A 17,181-nucleotide genomic window follows, 5' to 3' on the forward strand; every position below is an offset into this window, starting at 1 on the left:
GCCGGCGTGAACGACCGCCTCGCCCGGTTCGCATGGATAATGGCGGCTGATGAACGCCATCGATGCCGTCAGTCTGCGCGAACCGTCGAATCTGGTCGATCCCCGGGCGAAGACCCTCTGGCGGTTGACCTGCTCGCTCTACCTGGTGCCCGTGGTAGTCCTAGTGGTGGTCGCAGCGCTCGTGCCGGCGCCACGCTGGTATCTCGTCACCGCCGCGGTGGTGGTCGCCGCCGTGGGTGTCCTCGACGCCGCCGTGATCCCGGCCTGGCGCTACCGCTTCCACAGGTGGGAGGTCGGTGAGGCGGCGGTGTACACCCAATCCGGCTGGTTCGTTCGCCACCGGGTCATCATCCCGATCGCTCGTATCCAGGTGGTCGACACCGAGGCGGGTCCGCTCGAGCAGTTGCTGTCCCTGGCCACGTTGACCGTGACCACGGCGAGTTCGGCCGGGACGATCAAGATCCACGGGCTCGACGCCGAGGTGGCCCGCCGCGTCGCGGCCGACCTGAGCATCCGGACACAGGGGCACACCGATGACGCGACCTGATCGCACCGTCGACGGCCCCGACGACTGGCACCGGCTGTCCGCGTGGATGATCGCGCTGAAGCCCATCGAACAACTGCCCCAGCTGATCCCGTTGATCATCGCACTCGTGTTCGCCGGGCGGAACATGCCGAACGTCGCCGCCCTCGTCGGGATCGTGGTCGTACCGCTGGTCGCGCTGTTGCCGTGGTTGACCACCCGCTACCAGGTCACCGACGAGCACGTCCGTCTGCGCAGTGGGGTGTTCACCCGCACGGTGTCGACCGCGCGGCGCGATCGCATCCGCAGCGTCGATCTGACGGCCTCGCTGCCGCATCGGCTCCTCCAGTTGTCCACGGTGCGCATCGGAACCGGCGGCGACGACAAGGCCTCCACCGTCGAGCTGTCCGCGATCCGCACCGTCGAAGCCGATCACCTTCGCGAATTGCTCACTCCTGGCAGCGGACTCATAGACCAGGCAACGGGTGCCCCACACGAGCCCGGGGACGGCGACGAACCCCGGATCGCCGTCGCCCCACGACAGCCTCCAGAGGTGTTGGCCAGGTTCCACACGTCATGGCTGCGTTTCGCGCCGTTCTCACTGACCGGCCTGGCCGCGGTGGCGGCGGTGGTCGGCGTCGGCTTCCAGATCGGCAACGACCTGAACCTGCTCCAACGCGGAGCGAGCGCTGCAGAGGGGGCGCTGCGGCGCATCCAGGAGATCCCGCTGCCTGCGGTGGTCGCGGCCGCCGTGGCCATCGTGATCGTCGGTGGCGCACTGGTGTCGCTCGTCGGTTACGTGGTCGGTAACTGGGCATTCACCGTCACGCGAGACCCCGAGGACAGCACCCTCCGCGTCACCCGTGGGTTGCTCACCACCTTCTCCACCAGTCTCGACGAACGGCGCATCCGCGGTGTCCACATCCACGAGCCCGTACTGATCCGACCGCTACGCGGCGCGACATTGCACGCGGTCGCCACCGGCTCGACCAAACACCCCGTCCTGCTGCCACCGGCACCCGCCGACGAGGCCGTCCGGCTCGCCGACCGGGTCGCGGGCGAGGCCCCCGGGCTCACCACCGAGCTGACCCGACACAGCGCCGGGGCGCGTCGGCGCCGACTCACCCGGGGCGCGATCGGCGGCGTGGTGGTGATCGTCGTCGCGGCCGTCGCAGTGGTCGGGCCGCTGACCTGGCCCTGGCTGATCGTCGGTGCGGTCGGTCTGGTGGTGAGCACCGGATTCGGCCTCGTGCGCTATCAACACCTCGGCCATGCGCTCACCGACCGGTCGGTGGTCGTCGCGACCCCGCAGGTGGCCCGCCACCGATACGTCATCGAGCGGAGCGGCGTGATCGGTTGGAGCACCCGGCAGTCGGTGTTCCAGCGTCGACAAGGGGTCGAGACGCTGGTGCTCGCCACCGCAGCGGGCTCCGAGGGCTACGCGTTGATCGACATGGAACCCGCGACGTCGGTCGCACTCGCCGCCCGGGTCACCCCGGACCTCATCGCGCCGTTCGTCGAGACCGGGGTCTGAGTCGCTCCCGACTCACGCGGCGATCGTCACGGTCGTCCCCACCCTCGCCCACCGTGCGAGGGTGTCCATGGCGGGGCCCGGGACATGGACGCATCCGCGCGAACCGCGGGTCCGGTACAGATCACGGTCGCCGTACGCGAAGTCCTGCCACGGGGAGTCGTGGAACCCGTAGTCGCCGAAAAACGGCAGCCAGTGGTGGACGAACACGCGGTAGTCGGCGCCGCTCAGGTGCCGGTCGGATTCACGACTGACGATGTGCCATGTCCCCAACGGTGTGCCGTCACCCAGGTCGACGCGGCCTGTGGTCACCGGGGTGAACCCGACCATCGCGGGCCCGTCACACGCGACCAGGGTCTGCTCCGCCAGACTCACGCGGATCAGTTGCCCGCGCGTATTGCCCGAACAGGAGTTCGCCGACGCCGGTCCCACGGTGTGGCCCCGGGCGGGTTCCGGTGTCGATGCACCGGTCCGGGCGGTCACTCCGAGCTGGATGACGAGGAATGCGGAGATCGCCAGCACGGCAACCGCGAACAACAGCGACCACGCGTAATCGCCTGCAGTGCGGGCCAGCGTTGTGCCGACCTCGCGCATCCGTCGGGTCATCCGTTGCCGATCTGATCGCGTGAACTCGAACCCCCCTGAGACCAGGCTACAACCCGACAATGGTTGTCGGTATCGTTAGAAGGCGAACGCCTCGTCGATGACTCTGCGCGGCGTACCATCGCAGTTCCCGCCTCGAACCGACCGCAAGGAGATCCACAGTGCCGATTCACGGGTTGCTCGCCAAGGCGGGATCGACCGTCGTCACCGGCCTCGTCGGCGCCGCCGCGTACGACGTCGTCCGAAACGTCGCCCGGCGCGCACCGCTGCGCGAGGGCGCCGTGGTGGCCACCGCCTGGGGGATCCGGGGCACCCGCAAGGCGGAGGAGGTCGCCGAGTCGGTGCGCCTGAGCACCGCCGACATCGTCGCCGAGGCCAAGGAGCGAGTCGGCGAGGAGGCCACTCCTCCCGGCACCGCGGTCGCCCACGATCACGACCACGACCACTGACCCGGTGAACAGCGCCCCGGCGTCGATCGAACCGCTGGAGACGATCGTCCGGTCCGACGCGGCCGGTCGTGTCCGGTTGACCGTCCCGTGGCTACGGACGCCCGACCCGACGGTCGGTGATCGCCGGGCCGTGGCGATCGAAGAAGCGGTGACCCGCGTGCGCGGCGTCCGTGCGGTCCACGCGTATCCGCGCACCGCGTCGGTGGTGGTCTGGTACCGGGCCGACACCGAGCGATCATCGGTCGAGAACGCCATCGGCGCCGCGCGGGTCACCGACCCCGCGACCATCCCCGACCGCATCCCGCACTCCGCCGAGGTCAGCAACGCCGAACTGGTGCGGATGGGGATCGGCGCGTTCGCATTGGTCGCGCTCGGCCTGCGTCGCTACGGTTTTCGACGTCCACCACTCCTCGGCCCAACCTCACGTGTCGTGGCGACCGGCGTCACCATCTTCTCGGGCTACCCGTTCCTGCGCGGTGCGCTGCGCTCACTCCGCGGCGGTCGCGCGGGCACCGACGCTCTCGTCTCGGCAGCCACCATCGCGAGCCTGCTCCTCCGGGAGAACGTCGTCGCGCTGACGGTGCTGTGGTTGCTCAACATCGGTGAGTTCTTGCAAGACCTCACCCTCCGACGGACCCGTCGCGCGATCTCGGACCTGCTACGCGGAACGCAGGACACCGCCTGGGTGCGGCTCGACGACGGCACCGAGGTGCAGGTCCCGATCGACTCGCTGCAGGTCGGCGACCACGTGATCGTCCACGAACAGGTCGCGGTGGCCGTCGACGGCGAGGTCGTGGACGGCGAGGCGGTGGTCGATCAGTCGGCACTCACCGGCGAGAACCTGCCGGTCACCAAGCATTCCGGCGATCGGGTCCACGCGGGATCGGTCGTCATGACCGGCCGTGTGGTCATCCGGGCCGACGCGGTCGGCGCCGACACCGCCATCGGTCGCATCATCAACAGGGTCGAAGAAGCACAGCGGGACCGCGCGCCGATCCAGACGGTCGGCGAGAACTTCTCCCGGCGATTCGTGCCCGCCTCCTTCGCGATGGCGGCCCTGACGCTGGTGGCCACCCGCGACCTGCGTCGGGCGATGACGATGCTGCTCATCGCCTGCCCATGCGCGGTCGGCCTGTCGACCCCGACTGCCATCAGCGGCGCGATCGGCAACGGTGCGCGCAGGGGGATCCTCATCAAGGGCGGCTCACACCTCGAGGCGTCGGGGCGCATCTCCGCGGTCGTCTTCGACAAGACCGGCACGCTGACCGTCGGTCGGCCGGTGGTCACCAACGTCGTGTCGTTCTCCGACGACTGGCAACCCGAACAAGTCCTCGCCTACGCCGCGAGTTCGGAGATCCACTCTCGACATCCATTGGCCGAGGCCGTGATCCGGTCGACCGAAGAACGCCGGATCGAGATCCCGACCCACGCCGAATGCGAGGTCATCGTCGGACTCGGCATGCGTACCCGCGCCGACGACGGCCGAGAGTTGCTGCTGGGCAGCCCATCTCTGCTCGAGAGGCACGGCGTCGCTATCGTCGACGACGCGAACGACTGGGTCGAACGCCTGCGGCAGAGCAGCGAGACGCCGCTGCTGCTCGCGGTGGACGGTGCCCTGGTCGGCCTGGTCAGCCTGTCGGACGAACTGCGCCCGGAGGCACGCGAGGTGCTCGACGCCTTGCGCGCCGACGGCGTGCGCGAGATAGCCATGCTCACCGGCGATCATCCGGTGACCGCGGCGACCATCGCCGGCCAGCTCGGCATCGACCGTTGGAAGGCCGAGGTCACCCCGGATGACAAGTTGGCCGTGGTCCGCGAACTCCAGGCGGCCGGCCATGTCGTCGCCGTGGTCGGCGACGGCGTCAACGACGCGCCCGCCCTCGCGGCCGCCGACATCGGCATCGCCATGGGGCTCGCGGGTACCGACGTCGCAGTCGAGACCGCCGACGTCGCCCTCTCCGGCGACGACCTGCGCAAGCTGCTCGACATCCGCGACCTCGGCGAGCACACCGTCGAGGTGATCCGGCAGAACTACGGGATGTCGATCGCGGTCAACGCACTCGGTCTCCTCATCGGCGCCGGCGGCGCGCTGTCGCCGGTACTCGCCGCGGTCTTACACAATGCGTCGTCGGTTGCCGTGGTACTCAACAGCTCCCGACTCATCCGGTATCGGGTGGACGTGGACTGATCGTCGATGTGAACACAAACCACACGAATCCGGCGACGGGAGGCTGAATCCGAGCGCCTCGACGCTCCGCGGTGTGGTTTGCGAGCGTCAGCGCGTCGCAGATCACCGGTCGGAGAGGGTGTGTTCCAGTCGGTCCACGAACGCCGCCTGCGCCGGGTTCAGCTTGGTACGCGCAGTGTCCGGATCGCACCAGAGCGCGCGATCGATCTCCGGGAACTGCTGTGTACGTCCGGACCGTGGGGGCCAAGCCATCTCGAAGGTGTTGCTGACGATCGTCGCGGCATCGAGGTCGCCCTCGACGGCGAACGCCGTGACGACCTTGCCGCTCTTCAACCGGACCTCTCCCAATTCGAGGAGCGGACCGTCGGGCGGTGGGCTGCCCAGTTCTTCGGTGAACTCACGTCGCGCGGCGTCGGCGGCCGGCTCGTCGGCGTCGTAGAGACCCTTGGGCACCGACCATGCGCCGTCGTCCTTCTTGGCCCAGAGCGGACCGCCCGGGTGGACTATCAAGACCTCGAGACCGTTGTCGGCGATTCGATACAGGAGCAGTCCTGCGCTGCGTTCGGCTCGTGATGACATCGGCTCAGTCTGTACGCCGGTCCCGACGCCCCGCGACCGAGAGCTGCTCGGCCATCTGCGCGTACCCCTCCCACACCGATGGATACCGTGGCCGCCAGCCGCTCGACGACCGAAGTCGGTTGTTGGACACCCGCAGTGACCGGGTCAGCGACGTGGTTCGCTGCCCCAGCATCAGTGCTGCGCGGCCCGGACCGCGCAGCACTCGCGCCCGGCCCACCGCGGAGGCCATGGCGTCGACGGCGTCTCCCTTGGTGACCGGCGCATCGTCGCAGACGTTGTAGACCCCGGCGTCGATCGCGAGTGCCGAGACCACGGCGTCGGCAGCGTCGGCGAGATGGATGGACGAGACGTAGGCGTCGGCGCGACCGGCGATGAAGCCGATGTGCCGTCGCGCGAAGGCCATGAGCTGTTCGCTGTGCGCAGCCCCTCGCCCATAGAACAAACCGAACCGCAGCACGACACCGCGGCCACCGGACTCGGTGAAGCGCTGGGCCGACGCCTCGGCCGCGTGGTTACCGACCGAGATCGGGTAACGGTCGGTCGCGGAGTCCTCGTCGATCCATCGGTCGGCGGCGTCCCGATAGACCATCGCGACCGATTCCTGGAGTACTCGCGGCACACCGGCAGCGATCGCCGCGTCGACGACGGCGGCGGAGCCCACCGTGCGGACGCGATGACACTCCCGCCACGCCGACATCCGGATGAAGGCCGATGTCCGCGGGAGCGCGGAAGCGAGGTTCACCACCGCGGCGCACCCGACGAATTCACGGGCCAGCGCATCGGGGTCGAACAGCGATACCGCCACCGGGGTTGCCCCTGCGCCCTCGAGTGCGTCCGAGGCCTCCGGCGAGCGGGCGAGACCCCGCACCTCGTGGCCGGCCGCGACCAGCGCGGGGACCGCGTACCCGCCGATCGCTCCGGTGCCACCCGTGACGAACACTCGCACCCCACCAGGCTAACCACCACCTACAGTGGAATCCATGGCCGAGAACACAGATCCGGAGTGGACGTCCACCGACCCCGAGGTCGATCGCGATCCCGACCTCGCACACGAAGAGGGCGAGACCCCGAACGTGCTCCCCGGCGCCGACGATCCCGAACTCGGAGAGACGAAGCGCATCGAGGAGGAGAAGCACATCTACGAGGCAGGCACCCCGGATCCGGAGCATTCCGAGGACGGACATGCCGTCGGTGGCAGCGAGGGCACCGCAGACGGGCAGTGACAGCGGCGTTTCCCCGGGGGTCCCTCCGGCCTAAGCTGGTGACCATGTCCGCCAGCCATGATCGCGACCGATCCGCCGGCGCCGAGAGCGTCGTCGACGACCCCGACATCCCGCACCGGTATCCGCACGACGCCGCGTTCGCCTTCGAGGACGCGACACCTGTCGGTGAGACCGCGCGCATCGTCGCCGAGACCCCGGCCTACGAGGCCGCGCGCCACGGCAACGACTGGAATCGCGGGCACGCCCTCGGCGGCAGCGACGGCACCACCGAGGGACAGTGATCAGGTGGAGATCCTCTCCAGCCGCACCCTGCTGCGTTCTCCCGATCCCGATCGCCTGACCGAGTTCTACCGCGACCGGATCGGGCTGGCGGTGGCCCGCGAGTACCCCGGCGGCGTCGTCTTCCACGCAGGCACAGCGCTGATCGAGGTCCCGGCCCATCTGACCGCCGACGACGGCGCCGGCGGCGGGCCGGACGCTCTCCTGTGGCTTCAGGTGCGCGATGTGGACTCGGTGGCCGAGACCCTTCGGTCCCGTGATGTGACCGTGGTGCGCGAGCCACGAACCGAGCCGTGGGGACTGCGCGAGATGCACGTCGCGGACCCCGACGGTCGGACGCTGATCTTCGTGGAGATCCCCGCCGACCATCCCCTACGTCGGGACACACGCTGACCGGACCGGCGGGCCACCCATGACAGACTTGTCCCCCATGAGCATCTGGACCGCGCCGACGGTGACCGCCCCGGTGGACGCGACCGTCGAGCTGCCCGGCTCGAAGTCGATCACCAACCGGGCGCTGATCCTGGCCGCCCTCGCCGAGGGACCGTCCGTGGTCCGCGGGACGCTGCGCAGCCGCGATGCGAACCTGATGCTGGACGCGATCTCCGCACTCGGCGCAACCGTGCGCATCGATCCCGCCGACCCGACGACGGTGTCCATCGAGCCCCTCCCCGCCGCCCCGTCGGCCCGGGACGCCGACATCGATTGCGGACTCGCCGGAACCGTCATGCGCTTTCTACCGCCCGTCGCCGCACTGACCAGCGGTCGGGTGCACTTCGACGGCGACGAGCAGGCCCGATCGCGACCACTCGACACCGTGCTCGACGCACTCCGCGACCTCGGTGTGGACATCGACGGTTCCGCACTCCCCTTCACCCTCACCGCCACCGGGTCGGTGCGGGGCGGCGAGGTGACCATCGACGCCTCGGCGAGCTCCCAGTTCGTCTCCGGCCTGCTGTTGTCGGCGGCCCGCTTCGATTCCGGTGTGCTGGTCCGGCATGTCGGCGATCGTGTTCCGTCGACGCCGCACATCGACATGACGATCGAGATGCTGACCACCGCGGGCGTCGCGGTCAGCACCGAGTCGAACAGTTCGTGGCGGGTGGATCCGGGGCCGATCCGCGCGGTCGACTGGGTGGTCGAGCCCGACCTGTCCAATGCCGCGGCCTTCCTCGCCGCGGCCGCCGCGACCGGTGGTCGGATCACCGTGCCGCGCTGGCCCGCGACCACCACCCAGCCGGGAGCACGCATCGCCGACGTCCTCGCCCGGATGGGCTGCACCGTCGAACTCCTCGACGGTGAGCTCACCGTCCGAGGTCCCGACCGGCTCACCGCCATCGAGATCGACCTGTCCGACATCGGCGAGCTCACCCCGACGATCGCCGCGCTGTGCGCACTCGCCGACGGCGAGTCGGTGCTGTCGGGGATCGCACATCTCCGTGGTCACGAGACCGATCGGCTGGCTGCGCTCACCACCGAGATCAACCGTCTCGGCGGCGACTGCGCAGAGACGCCCGACGGCCTGCACATCCGACCCCGCGCGCTGCACGGCGGACGCTGGGAGTCCTACGCCGACCATCGGATGGCGACCGCGGGTGCACTCATCGGCCTCGTGGTCGACGACGTGACCGTCGACGACATCGAGACCACACAGAAGACGTTGCCGGACTTCCCCGGGCAGTGGCGGGCGATGCTTGATCAGGCCAGGCACGAGCAGACCGGGCTCGACTCGTGACCTGCGACGCGCGGTCGGTCTGCTGCCGAGAGATCCGATGAGCCGCCGCGCGTCGAGCTACGACGAGTCCGACGTCCGGGTCCGGCCAGGGAAGGGGACCCGCCCCCGCACCAAGAAGCGACCAGCCCACGATGATGCCGTCGACGCGATGGTCGTGTCGGTCGATCGCGGGCGCTGGGGCTGTGTCCTCGACGGAGTCCCCGACCGTCGCGTCGTCGCGATGCGCGCGCGAGAACTCGGCCGGACACCGGTGGTCGTCGGCGACGACGTCTCGGTGGTCGGCGATCTCACCGGTCGACCCGACACCCTGGCCCGCATCGTCCGGGTGGCCGATCGGCGAACGGTGTTGCGCCGCACGGCCGATGACACCGATCCCTACGAACGCATCGTCGTCGCCAACGCCGATCAGCTGTTGATCGTCACCGCACTCGCCGACCCGCCGCCACGGACCGGCTTCGTCGAACGCGCACTCGCCGCAGCCTATGTCGGTGGGCTCCGACCGATCCTCGGCCTGACCAAGGCCGACCTCGCCGACCCCGCCGAGTTCACCGCCGCATTCGCCGGCCTGGACCTACCGATCCTCGCCGCGGGCCGCGACGACCCGATCGAACCGGTGGTCGGCGCCTTGTCGGGCAAGGTCACCGCACTGGTCGGTCATTCCGGGGTCGGGAAGTCGACGCTGGTCAACCGACTCGTGCCGGATGCCGATCGCGCGACCGGCGTGGTGTCGGGGGTCGGGAAGGGACGGCACACCTCGACACAATCGGTGGCGCTGCCACTTCCGGCGCCGATCGGCGATGAGGGCATCGGCGACAGCGGATGGGTGATCGACACCCCGGGTATCCGATCGTTCGGATTGGCACACGTCGGCGCCGACGACATCGTCGACGCCTTCGATGATCTCCGCGCCGCCATCGAGGACTGCCCGCGCGGATGCACCCACCTCGGCCCGCCCGCCGATCCGGAGTGTGCACTCGATGCGCTGGAGGGCAATTCACATCGTCGTGCCATGGCGGTGCGCACTCTGCTGGTCGCGGTCTCCGACACCGCCGAGGCCGACGAGTCGGCCCGCCATCCCGAGGACGAGGCCCCCGCGGGCCCCGAGTCCTAGCGGTCGACGACCGTGGTCTCGAAGAAGTAGCGGTCGGCCCGGTACGCGTGTCGGCCGACCTCGACCACGCGGCCGGCATCGTCGAATGCGGTGCGCTGCATGGTCAGCAGTGGGTCGCCGGCCGAACCGGCCAGCAACACGGCCTCGTCGGCGTCGGCGGCCTTGGCTCCGATGCGCTGGCGGGCCAGACGAATGTGCACGCCACGTCCGCGAAGACCCTTGTACAGGCCGCCGTCCTCGAGTTCGCCTGCGGGCGGGCAGATGTCGGCCGGCAGGTGGTTGATCATCACGGCGAGCGGTTCGCCGCCCGCCGAGCGGAGACGCTTGACCGTCACGGCCTCGGCGCCGGGTGCGAGGCCCAGCTCTTCCCGCACCGCATCCTCGGGCACGCCGATGCGGTACTCGAGCAATTGCGTCGTCGGGTGCATCCCGGCGGTGCTCAGGTCGTCGAACAGACTGGTCAGCTCGACCGACCGGTTGACCGGACTCTGGACGACCTGGGTACCGACGCCGCGCTTGCGGACCACCACACCTTTGTCGACCAACTCCTGGATCGCCTGCCGGATCGTCGGGCGGGAGAGCTTGAGCCGCTTGGCGAGATCGAGTTCGTTCTCCAACCGGTCCCCCGGCGACAGTTCGCCGCTCACGATCGCACCCTCGATCGCCTGGGCGAGCTGGTGGTACAGGGGCACCGGAGTGGAGCGATCCAACTCGACCGCTAGCGGTGTGACCGACGTCATGTGGTCATTATGTCATAACAAATGGATCGACATGTCATATGACCCGAGGCGATCGGGTGAGGTCGTCGACGGGCAGGTTGTACGGCGTCACGACGGCGATCTCCGATGTTCCCGGCCGATGTGGGGCCGGAATGGCCCCGTGGAAGCCCATGATGCTCTGTGCGGCGTGGCGGACATCGGCGCGCAGGTCGTGGTGGATCACCGCCGTCATGTGCCCACTGAGCAGCAACGATCGGTTCGCGTCGCCGAGGTCGTGGCCGATGAACACCTCGCAGCAACGGTTCGCGCTCGTGAACGCGTCGACGATGCCGTTGTTGCCGCCACCGATCGAGTACACCGCCACCAGGTCGGGATGGTCGGCCAGCGCTCGCCCGACCAGGGTTCGGCAGGTCGCGTCGAAGCCGTCCGACTCCGGGATGTCGACGATCCCGCGCCGCGGGTCCAGTGCGCGCATCGTCGACCGGAACCCCATCTCCCGTTCCTCCTCGCCACGGAACCGCTCACTGCTGGTGATGACGAGGACCTGGCCGTCGACATGCCGCAACCACTGACACACGAGGTGCGCAGCGGTTGCCCCGGCGGCGCGGTTGTCCATCCCCACATACGCGATGCGGGTGCTCATCGGAACGTCGGTGACCAGCGTGACGACCGGAATCCGCCGAGCGGTCAGACGCGCGATCGCGTCGGCGACCTCCCGGGTGTCGGGGGCCTTCAGGATCACCCCGGAGCTGCCGCGACGCCCGATGTCGTCGAGTTGGTCGACCAACTCGTCGACCGGCCAGGTCTCGCGCAGGTGATGACGAACGCGGAAGACGGCGGGTCGCAGGTTGGGCAACTCCTGTTCCCATGCCGCACGGACGAGCGCCGAGAACCGCTTGGGGGTGTCCATCACGAGATCGACCATGAACCGTCGACCGGAGAGCCGGAGTTGAGTGCGCTGCCGGTCGAGGTCGGCGATGGCCTGCCGGACCTGGAGCACGGTTCCCTCACGCACCCCGGGCCGCTCGTGCAGCACGCGATCGACGGTGGCCTCGCTGACGCCGGCCTGACGCGCGATCTCGCGCACCGGATACCGATGTGGCACGGAACACTCCTGAGGGATTTCTGATGGACATCTGTGCTTGTCCGGACAATAGGATCTTGCCATCCTTGATGCAGCAGCGAGGCCGATCCACCTGAGCAGGCTCGCCGACTCCCACCGCACCGAGAGGACGACCATGACCAGCAGTGTGATCGCACCCCGCTCCGGCCGACTCACCGCAGCCGACTGCCGTATAGAGGACTTCGTCGCGTCGATCGGCGTCGACACCGACATCACCGAGTACCCGCATGCGGCACGTGTCGAGCAGAACGTGCTGATCTACGACGCGGCCGCCCTGGAGTCCGAGATCGGTGACGCAGAGCAGCGGGCCGTGATCGCCGACGAGCTGGCGCATGCACTCCTCAACGGGCCCGGCATCGTGGTCTTCGCCGGCGCGTTCGACGATCGGCACGCACTCGACGCATCGACCGCGGTGTTCGGCGAGATCATCGCCGAGCAGAAGGCGGCCGGTACCGCGGCGGGCGATCACTTCGCCAAGCCGGGTGCGAACGATCGCATCTGGAACGCCCTGCAGAAGCTGGCAGTACGCGAGCCGGAGATCTTCACCCGCTACTACGGCAACGACATCCTCGCGCTCATCAGTGAGGCATGGCTCGGGCCCTGGTACCAGGTCACCTCGTCCATCAACGTCGTCAATCCGGGCGGGGAGTCGCAGAACCCGCATCGCGACTACCACCTCGGCTTCATGTCCACCGACACCGCCGAGCAGTTCCGAGCCCACATCCACCGACTCTCGCCCGCGCTCACCCTGCAGGGCGCCGTGGCTCACGTCGACATGCCCGTCGAGTCGGGACCGACCATGTACCTGCCGTATTCGCAGCGGTACGAGCCCGGTTACATCGCCTTCAACCTGCCGGACTTCCGCGCCCATTTCGCCGAGCACCACATCCAGCTGCCGCTGGCCAAGGGCGACGCCGTCTTCTTCAACCCCGCCCTGTTCCACGCCGCAGGCCACAACATCTCCACCGACATCAAGCGCATGGCGAACCTCCTGCAGGTGTCGTCGGCCTTCGGTCGCGCGATGGACGCGGTGGACCGGTCGGCGATGTTGACGGCGCTCTATCCGCATCTGGTCGCGCTGGGCGAGAACGGCGCCGCCACCGAGTTGGCCAACGTGATCGCGTCGTCCGCCGAAGGCTACGCGTTCCCGAGCAACCTCGACCTCGACCAGCCGCTGACCGGCCTCACCGGCGAGACGCAGGCCGAACTCGTCGCACGGGCGGTCCGCACCGGCCTCGACGCGACGCAGTTCGCGGCCGAGTTGCGCGCCCACGCCGACCGCCACACCCCCTGACCCGGCCCCATCGGCGCAGGTGATCATGCGCCGAGCACCGCCGACACACTCCCCACGATCGAGATGAGGACCCGACCGACATGACGAACACTTCCGCGACGCTCGACGACAAGGTCGTCCTGGTGAGCGGCGGGACCCAGGGGGTCGGCGCAGCGATCGTGCGTGCCGCGGTCGCCGCCGGCGCGCGCGTGATGCTCAGCGGCCGTGACGCGGAGCGCGGCAAGGCGCTCGTCGCGGAGCTGGAACCGCTCGGCGACGTCCGCTTCACCCGCACCGATCTCGCCGACCCGGAGGCCGCCGCCCGGACCGTCGCCGACACCATCGCCGAGTTCGGTCGGATCGACTGCCTGGTGAACGCTGCGGGTGTCACCACCCGCGGCAGTCTGCTCGACACGACCCCGGAGCTGTTCGACACGCACGTCGCGGTCAACCTGCGCGCGCCGTTCTTCACCATGCAGGCTGCGGTGCGCGACATGGTGGATCGTGGCGCGCCGGGCACCGTCGTCAACATCATCACGATGTCGTCGCACGGCGGACAGCCTTACCTGGCACCGTATTCGGCGACCAAGGCCGGACTCGCGGGACTGACCCGCAACGCCGCGCACGCGCACCGCTGGGATCGCATCCGCATCAACGGCCTCAACATCGGCTGGACCGAGACCGACGGCGAGGCAGAGATCCAGAAGCGCTTCCACGACGCCGACGACACATGGGTGGAAAAGGCCAACGCGACGGTTCCGATGGGCAAGCTCGGACAGCCCGACGAGATCGCCGATCTCGTGATCTTCCTGCTGTCCGACCGGTCCGGCGTCGTCACCGGCTCGGTCATCGACTGGGACCAGCAGGTCCCGGGCGGCAGCGACTGATGGGGCTGCGCGTCGGCGTCGTCGGCCTCGGCCGCATCGGACGTTTCCACACCGCGACGCTGCGATCACTCGCGCACGTCGACGAACTCGTCGTCACCGACCCGGTACCGGCCGCGGTCGACGCTGTCGTCGACGAGTTCGGTTGCCGGGCCGTGGCGACCGCCGACGAGGTGATCGACGCGGTCGACGCGGTGGTCATCGCGGCCGCGACACCCGCCCACGCCCCGTTGATCACCTCCGCGGTCGCTGCGGGTGTGCCGGCATTCTGCGAGAAGCCGATCGCCGCATCGGGCGCCGAGTCGGCAGAGATCGCTCGACTGGTCTCCGACGCAAACGCATTCGTCCAGATCGGCTACAACCGTCGGTTCGACCCCGCTGTCGCGGCCGCACGCTCGGCACTGGTCACCGGCGATCTCGGCTTCGTCACCACCGTCCGGTCGACGACCTTCGACCCGGCTCCGCCGCCACCGGACTACGTCGCCGCGTCCGGCGGCATCTTCCGCGACTGTGCCGTCCACGACTTCGACACCGTCCGTTGGATTCTCGGCGACGAGGTGGTGGAGGTCTATGCGGTCGGCGCCAACCAGGGCGACCGCCTCTTCACCGACGTCGGAGACGTCGACACCGCGACCGTAGTGCTCACCTTCGCCCGCGGAACGATCGGTGTGGTCTCGGTCAGTCGTTACAACGGGCGCGGTTACGACTGCCGTCTCGAACTGCACGGCAGCGCCGACACCGTCGTCGCCGGATGGGATGCGTCGACCCCGGTGCGTAACGTCGACCCGCGCACCGAGTTCCCCACCGGCGTTCCCCACGGTTTCTTCATGGACCGGTTCGCGGCCGCCTACCGCGCCGAGCTCACCGCGTTCTGCGATGCCGTGGTCGGCGACCTGCCATCGCCGTGCCCGGTCACCGATGCGCTCGAGGTCGCCGTGATCGCCGACGCCGCAACCCGTTCCCTGCACGAACACCGTCCTGTCCCGACCGCCGAGATCCGCCCTGCCGATCCGGCCCACTCGACCATCGGCCCCGCTTCACCAGGAGGATCCCGACCATGACCACCCACCTGCGCATCGCGGCCGCCCCGATCTCGTGGGGCGTCTGCGAGGTCCCCGGCTGGGGGCACCAGCTGTCCCCGGAACGTGTCCTCGGCGAGATGACCGAACTCGGCGTCACCGCTGCGGAGACCGGACCGCAAGGGTTCCTCCCGAGCGACCCCGCCGCGCTGCGCTCCACCCTCGCCGCGTCCGGGCTGGCCTGCGTCGGATCGTTCGTGCCGCTCGTCCTGCACGATCCCGACCACGATCCGCTCACCGAGGCGGCCGAGGTACTGGATCGGCTGGCGATCAGCGGCGGTGACGTGCTCGTGGTCGCCGCCGCCACCGGTGTGGACGGCTACGACGACCGCCCCGATCTCGACGAGACCGGGTGGACCGCGCTGTTGTCGAACCTCGATCGCGTCGCCGCCCTGGCGGACTCGCGGGGGATCACCGCGGTCCTGCATCCCCACGTGGGCACCATGATCGAGCGGCGGGACGAGGTCCACCGCGTGGTCGCCGACTCGACCATCGGACTGTGCCTGGACACCGGCCACCTGCTCATCGGCGGCACCGACCCCCTCGAACTCACCCGCGCGCACTCCGATCGCATCCGGCACGCACACCTCAAGGACGTCCGGCTCGACCTCGCCGAGGCGGTCCAGCGCGGTGACGTCACCTACACCGAGGCGGTCGCGGCCGGGATGTACGTGCCACTCGGCGCCGGCCAGGCACACATCGCCGAGGTCGTCGAGACCCTGGTGGACGCCGGCTACCGCGGGTGGTTCGTCCTCGAGCAGGACACGATCCTCGCCGACGAGGCAGACGGGGACGCGGCCGCGGGCAACGTGGCGGTCTCGATGTCGTTCCTGCGCAACATCGCCGCTGGGATCCTGGTGTGAACGACCGCCCCGCACCGCTTCGTATCGGCATCTTGGGAGCGTCCCGGATCGCCGAGTCGGCAATCGTCGGACCGGCCGAGGAACTCGGTCACCGACTCGTCGCCGTGGCTGCACGAGACCGGGGTCGCGCAACGGCTTTCGCGGACAAGTACGGCGTCGAGCGCGTACTGGACTCCTACGCCGACATCGTCGCCGACCCGGAGGTCGACGTCGTGTACAACCCGCTGGCGAACTCTCTGCACGCACCGTGGAATCTCGCCGCGATCCGTGCCGGAAAGCCGGTGCTGACCGAGAAGCCGTTCTCGCGCAATGTCACCGAGGCGCTCGAGGTGCGCGACGCAGCCGCCGCGGCGGACGTCCCGGTGCTCGAGGCCTTCCATTACCTGTTCCACCCGCTGGTGGCCCGGACGTCGGAATTGCTGGCGGCGGGGACGATCGGCGCGATCCGCAACATCGATGTCGTCATGGACATGCCGACACCGGGCCCGGACGATCCACGGTGGTCCTACGAACTGGCCGGCGGCTCGGTGATGGACCTCGGTTGCTACGGGCTGCACGTGTTCCGGACGCTCGGCCGATTCTGCGGCGGCGCTCCGGAGATCGGCTACGCCTCGGCGGTGCTGCGCGGCATCGATGTCGACGAATCATCGGTCATCGATGTCACCTACCCCGGCGGCGCCACCGGTCACAACACCAACTCGATGGTCGGCACCGAGTTCGAGTTCACGGTGCGGATCGTCGGCGACGGCGGCGAGCTGTTCCTGCACGACTTCCTCGCGCCCGGCAAGGACGATCGACTCTCGATCACCCGCTCCGACGGTTCGGTCGTCGTGGAGCACCTCGGCACCAGGTCGACCTACACCTACCAGCTCGAGGCCTTCGCGGCCGCGGTGCAGACCGGCGCCGTATTACCCATCGGTCTCGACGACGCGGTCGAGAACATGCGATACATCGACGCGGCGTACCTGGCGGCCGGACTGCCGCCGCGCTGAGCGCGGATCGCCGGACGGAAAGATCGG

General features: G+C 69.3%; 19 protein-coding genes. 14 read left to right on the forward strand and 5 right to left on the reverse strand.

Annotated features, from left to right (window positions below):
- The first annotated feature begins 49 nt into the window (after positions 1-49).
- Positions 50-547, forward strand: a complete 498-nt coding sequence (locus GS4_RS02440; RefSeq protein ID WP_007617120.1) for a PH domain-containing protein — start codon at positions 50-52, stop codon at positions 545-547.
- Positions 534-2,057: a PH domain-containing protein gene (locus GS4_RS02445; RefSeq protein WP_007617121.1), complete on the forward strand. Its 1,524-nt coding sequence runs from the start codon at positions 534-536 to the stop codon at positions 2,055-2,057. The genes GS4_RS02440 and GS4_RS02445 overlap by 14 nt, the downstream gene beginning before the upstream one ends.
- A 12-nt stretch (positions 2,058-2,069) precedes the next feature.
- Here the strand turns inward: GS4_RS02445 and GS4_RS02450 are convergent, their stop codons facing one another.
- On the reverse strand, positions 2,070-2,660 hold the full coding sequence (locus GS4_RS02450; protein WP_040509212.1) for a L,D-transpeptidase: 591 nt from the start codon (positions 2,658-2,660) through the stop codon (positions 2,070-2,072).
- 158 nt (positions 2,661-2,818) lie between these two features.
- Here GS4_RS02450 and GS4_RS02455 point away from each other — a divergent pair, with 158 nt between their 5' ends.
- Positions 2,819-3,106, forward strand: coding sequence for a DUF1490 family protein (locus GS4_RS02455; protein WP_007617124.1), 288 nt, complete (start codon positions 2,819-2,821; stop codon positions 3,104-3,106).
- A 4-nt stretch (positions 3,107-3,110) separates the two neighbouring features.
- Complete coding sequence (locus tag GS4_RS02460; RefSeq protein WP_007617125.1) at positions 3,111-5,294, forward strand: heavy metal translocating P-type ATPase; 2,184 nt, start codon at positions 3,111-3,113, stop codon at positions 5,292-5,294.
- A gap of 102 nt (positions 5,295-5,396) precedes the next feature.
- On the opposite strand, the gene GS4_RS02465 is transcribed toward GS4_RS02460, so the two are convergent.
- Positions 5,397-5,873, reverse strand: a complete 477-nt coding sequence (locus GS4_RS02465; RefSeq protein WP_007617126.1) for an NUDIX hydrolase — start codon at positions 5,871-5,873, stop codon at positions 5,397-5,399.
- Positions 5,874-5,877: 4 nt separating this feature from the next.
- Positions 5,878-6,819 (reverse strand): NAD-dependent epimerase/dehydratase family protein, encoded by a 942-nt coding sequence (locus tag GS4_RS02470; protein ID WP_007617127.1) that lies wholly within the window; start codon positions 6,817-6,819, stop codon positions 5,878-5,880.
- A 34-nt stretch (positions 6,820-6,853) separates the two neighbouring features.
- On the opposite strand from GS4_RS02470, the gene GS4_RS02475 reads away from it, so the two are divergent.
- Genes GS4_RS02475 through rsgA form a run of 5 tightly spaced genes read left to right on the forward strand, consistent with a single transcriptional unit; the run spans position 6,854 to position 10,221 of the window.
- Positions 6,854-7,096 carry a hypothetical protein gene (locus GS4_RS02475; protein WP_007617128.1) on the forward strand — a complete coding sequence of 81 codons (243 nt, stop codon included), beginning with the start codon at positions 6,854-6,856 and terminating at the stop codon, positions 7,094-7,096.
- Between the two features lie 44 nt (positions 7,097-7,140).
- On the forward strand, positions 7,141-7,377 hold the full coding sequence (locus GS4_RS02480) for a hypothetical protein (protein WP_040509302.1): 237 nt from the start codon (positions 7,141-7,143) through the stop codon (positions 7,375-7,377).
- Positions 7,378-7,381: 4 nt separating this feature from the next.
- Entirely contained in the window at positions 7,382-7,768 is a 387-nt protein-coding gene (locus tag GS4_RS02485; RefSeq protein WP_007617130.1) for a VOC family protein, read from the forward strand.
- Positions 7,769-7,805: 37 nt separating this feature from the next.
- The gene (aroA, locus tag GS4_RS02490) at positions 7,806-9,110 is read left to right on the forward strand and encodes a 3-phosphoshikimate 1-carboxyvinyltransferase (protein ID WP_007617131.1); all 1,305 of its coding nucleotides are present in this window, start codon (positions 7,806-7,808) and stop codon (positions 9,108-9,110) included.
- A gap of 37 nt (positions 9,111-9,147) precedes the next feature.
- A complete protein-coding gene (rsgA, locus tag GS4_RS02495) occupies positions 9,148-10,221 on the forward strand; it encodes a ribosome small subunit-dependent GTPase A (RefSeq protein WP_007617132.1) in 1,074 nt (357 codons plus the stop codon).
- Here the strand turns inward: rsgA and GS4_RS02500 are convergent.
- The gene (locus GS4_RS02500) at positions 10,218-10,961 is read right to left on the reverse strand and encodes a GntR family transcriptional regulator (RefSeq protein WP_007617133.1); all 744 of its coding nucleotides are present in this window, start codon (positions 10,959-10,961) and stop codon (positions 10,218-10,220) included. The two genes, rsgA and GS4_RS02500, sit on opposite strands and share 4 nt — an antisense overlap.
- A 34-nt stretch (positions 10,962-10,995) precedes the next feature.
- The gene (locus GS4_RS02505; protein WP_040509215.1) at positions 10,996-12,045 is read right to left on the reverse strand and encodes a LacI family DNA-binding transcriptional regulator; all 1,050 of its coding nucleotides are present in this window, start codon (positions 12,043-12,045) and stop codon (positions 10,996-10,998) included.
- A 133-nt stretch (positions 12,046-12,178) separates the two neighbouring features.
- Between GS4_RS02505 and GS4_RS02510 the strand changes: the two genes are divergently transcribed.
- The 5 genes from GS4_RS02510 to GS4_RS02530 all read left to right on the forward strand — a co-directional run bounded on the left by GS4_RS02510 (position 12,179) and on the right by GS4_RS02530 (position 17,154).
- Positions 12,179-13,357, forward strand: a complete 1,179-nt coding sequence (locus GS4_RS02510; RefSeq protein ID WP_007617136.1) for a phytanoyl-CoA dioxygenase family protein — start codon at positions 12,179-12,181, stop codon at positions 13,355-13,357.
- Positions 13,358-13,437: 80 nt separating this feature from the next.
- Positions 13,438-14,223 (forward strand): SDR family oxidoreductase, encoded by a 786-nt coding sequence (locus tag GS4_RS02515; protein ID WP_007617138.1) that lies wholly within the window; start codon positions 13,438-13,440, stop codon positions 14,221-14,223.
- The gene (locus tag GS4_RS02520; RefSeq protein WP_007617140.1) at positions 14,223-15,281 is read left to right on the forward strand and encodes a Gfo/Idh/MocA family protein; all 1,059 of its coding nucleotides are present in this window, start codon (positions 14,223-14,225) and stop codon (positions 15,279-15,281) included. The genes GS4_RS02515 and GS4_RS02520 overlap by 1 nt, the downstream gene beginning before the upstream one ends.
- Positions 15,278-16,162 (forward strand): sugar phosphate isomerase/epimerase family protein, encoded by an 885-nt coding sequence (locus tag GS4_RS02525; protein ID WP_007617144.1) that lies wholly within the window; start codon positions 15,278-15,280, stop codon positions 16,160-16,162. The genes GS4_RS02520 and GS4_RS02525 overlap by 4 nt, the downstream gene beginning before the upstream one ends.
- On the forward strand, positions 16,159-17,154 hold the full coding sequence (locus GS4_RS02530; RefSeq protein WP_007617146.1) for a Gfo/Idh/MocA family protein: 996 nt from the start codon (positions 16,159-16,161) through the stop codon (positions 17,152-17,154). Before GS4_RS02525 ends, GS4_RS02530 begins: the two co-directional genes overlap by 4 nt.
- Positions 17,155-17,181: the final 27 nt, after the last annotated feature.

It is taken from the genome of Gordonia soli NBRC 108243 (assembly GCF_000334455.1).
GTDB lineage: Bacteria > Actinomycetota > Actinomycetes > Mycobacteriales > Mycobacteriaceae > Gordonia > Gordonia soli.

Excerpts from the sequence above, each read along its gene's own strand:
- GS4_RS02515 (WP_007617138.1), top strand. The coding sequence starts at position 13,438 with ATGACGAACACTTCCGCGACGCTCGACGACAAGGTCGTCCTGGTGAGC.
- aroA (WP_007617131.1), top strand. The coding sequence starts at position 7,806 with ATGAGCATCTGGACCGCGCCGACGGTGACCGCCCCGGTGGACGCGACC.
- GS4_RS02510 (WP_007617136.1), top strand. The coding sequence starts at position 12,179 with ATGACCAGCAGTGTGATCGCACCCCGCTCCGGCCGACTCACCGCAGCC.
- GS4_RS02440 (WP_007617120.1), top strand. The coding sequence starts at position 50 with ATGAACGCCATCGATGCCGTCAGTCTGCGCGAACCGTCGAATCTGGTC.
- rsgA (WP_007617132.1), top strand. The coding sequence starts at position 9,148 with ATGAGCCGCCGCGCGTCGAGCTACGACGAGTCCGACGTCCGGGTCCGG.
- GS4_RS02480 (WP_040509302.1), top strand. The coding sequence starts at position 7,141 with ATGTCCGCCAGCCATGATCGCGACCGATCCGCCGGCGCCGAGAGCGTC.
- GS4_RS02520 (WP_007617140.1), top strand. The coding sequence starts at position 14,223 with ATGGGGCTGCGCGTCGGCGTCGTCGGCCTCGGCCGCATCGGACGTTTC.
- GS4_RS02445 (WP_007617121.1), top strand. The coding sequence starts at position 534 with ATGACGCGACCTGATCGCACCGTCGACGGCCCCGACGACTGGCACCGG.
- GS4_RS02450 (WP_040509212.1), bottom strand. The coding sequence starts at position 2,660 with ATGACCCGACGGATGCGCGAGGTCGGCACAACGCTGGCCCGCACTGCA.
- GS4_RS02465 (WP_007617126.1), bottom strand. The coding sequence starts at position 5,873 with ATGTCATCACGAGCCGAACGCAGCGCAGGACTGCTCCTGTATCGAATC.
- GS4_RS02525 (WP_007617144.1), top strand. The coding sequence starts at position 15,278 with ATGACCACCCACCTGCGCATCGCGGCCGCCCCGATCTCGTGGGGCGTC.
- GS4_RS02475 (WP_007617128.1), top strand. The coding sequence starts at position 6,854 with ATGGCCGAGAACACAGATCCGGAGTGGACGTCCACCGACCCCGAGGTC.
- GS4_RS02500 (WP_007617133.1), bottom strand. The coding sequence starts at position 10,961 with ATGACGTCGGTCACACCGCTAGCGGTCGAGTTGGATCGCTCCACTCCG.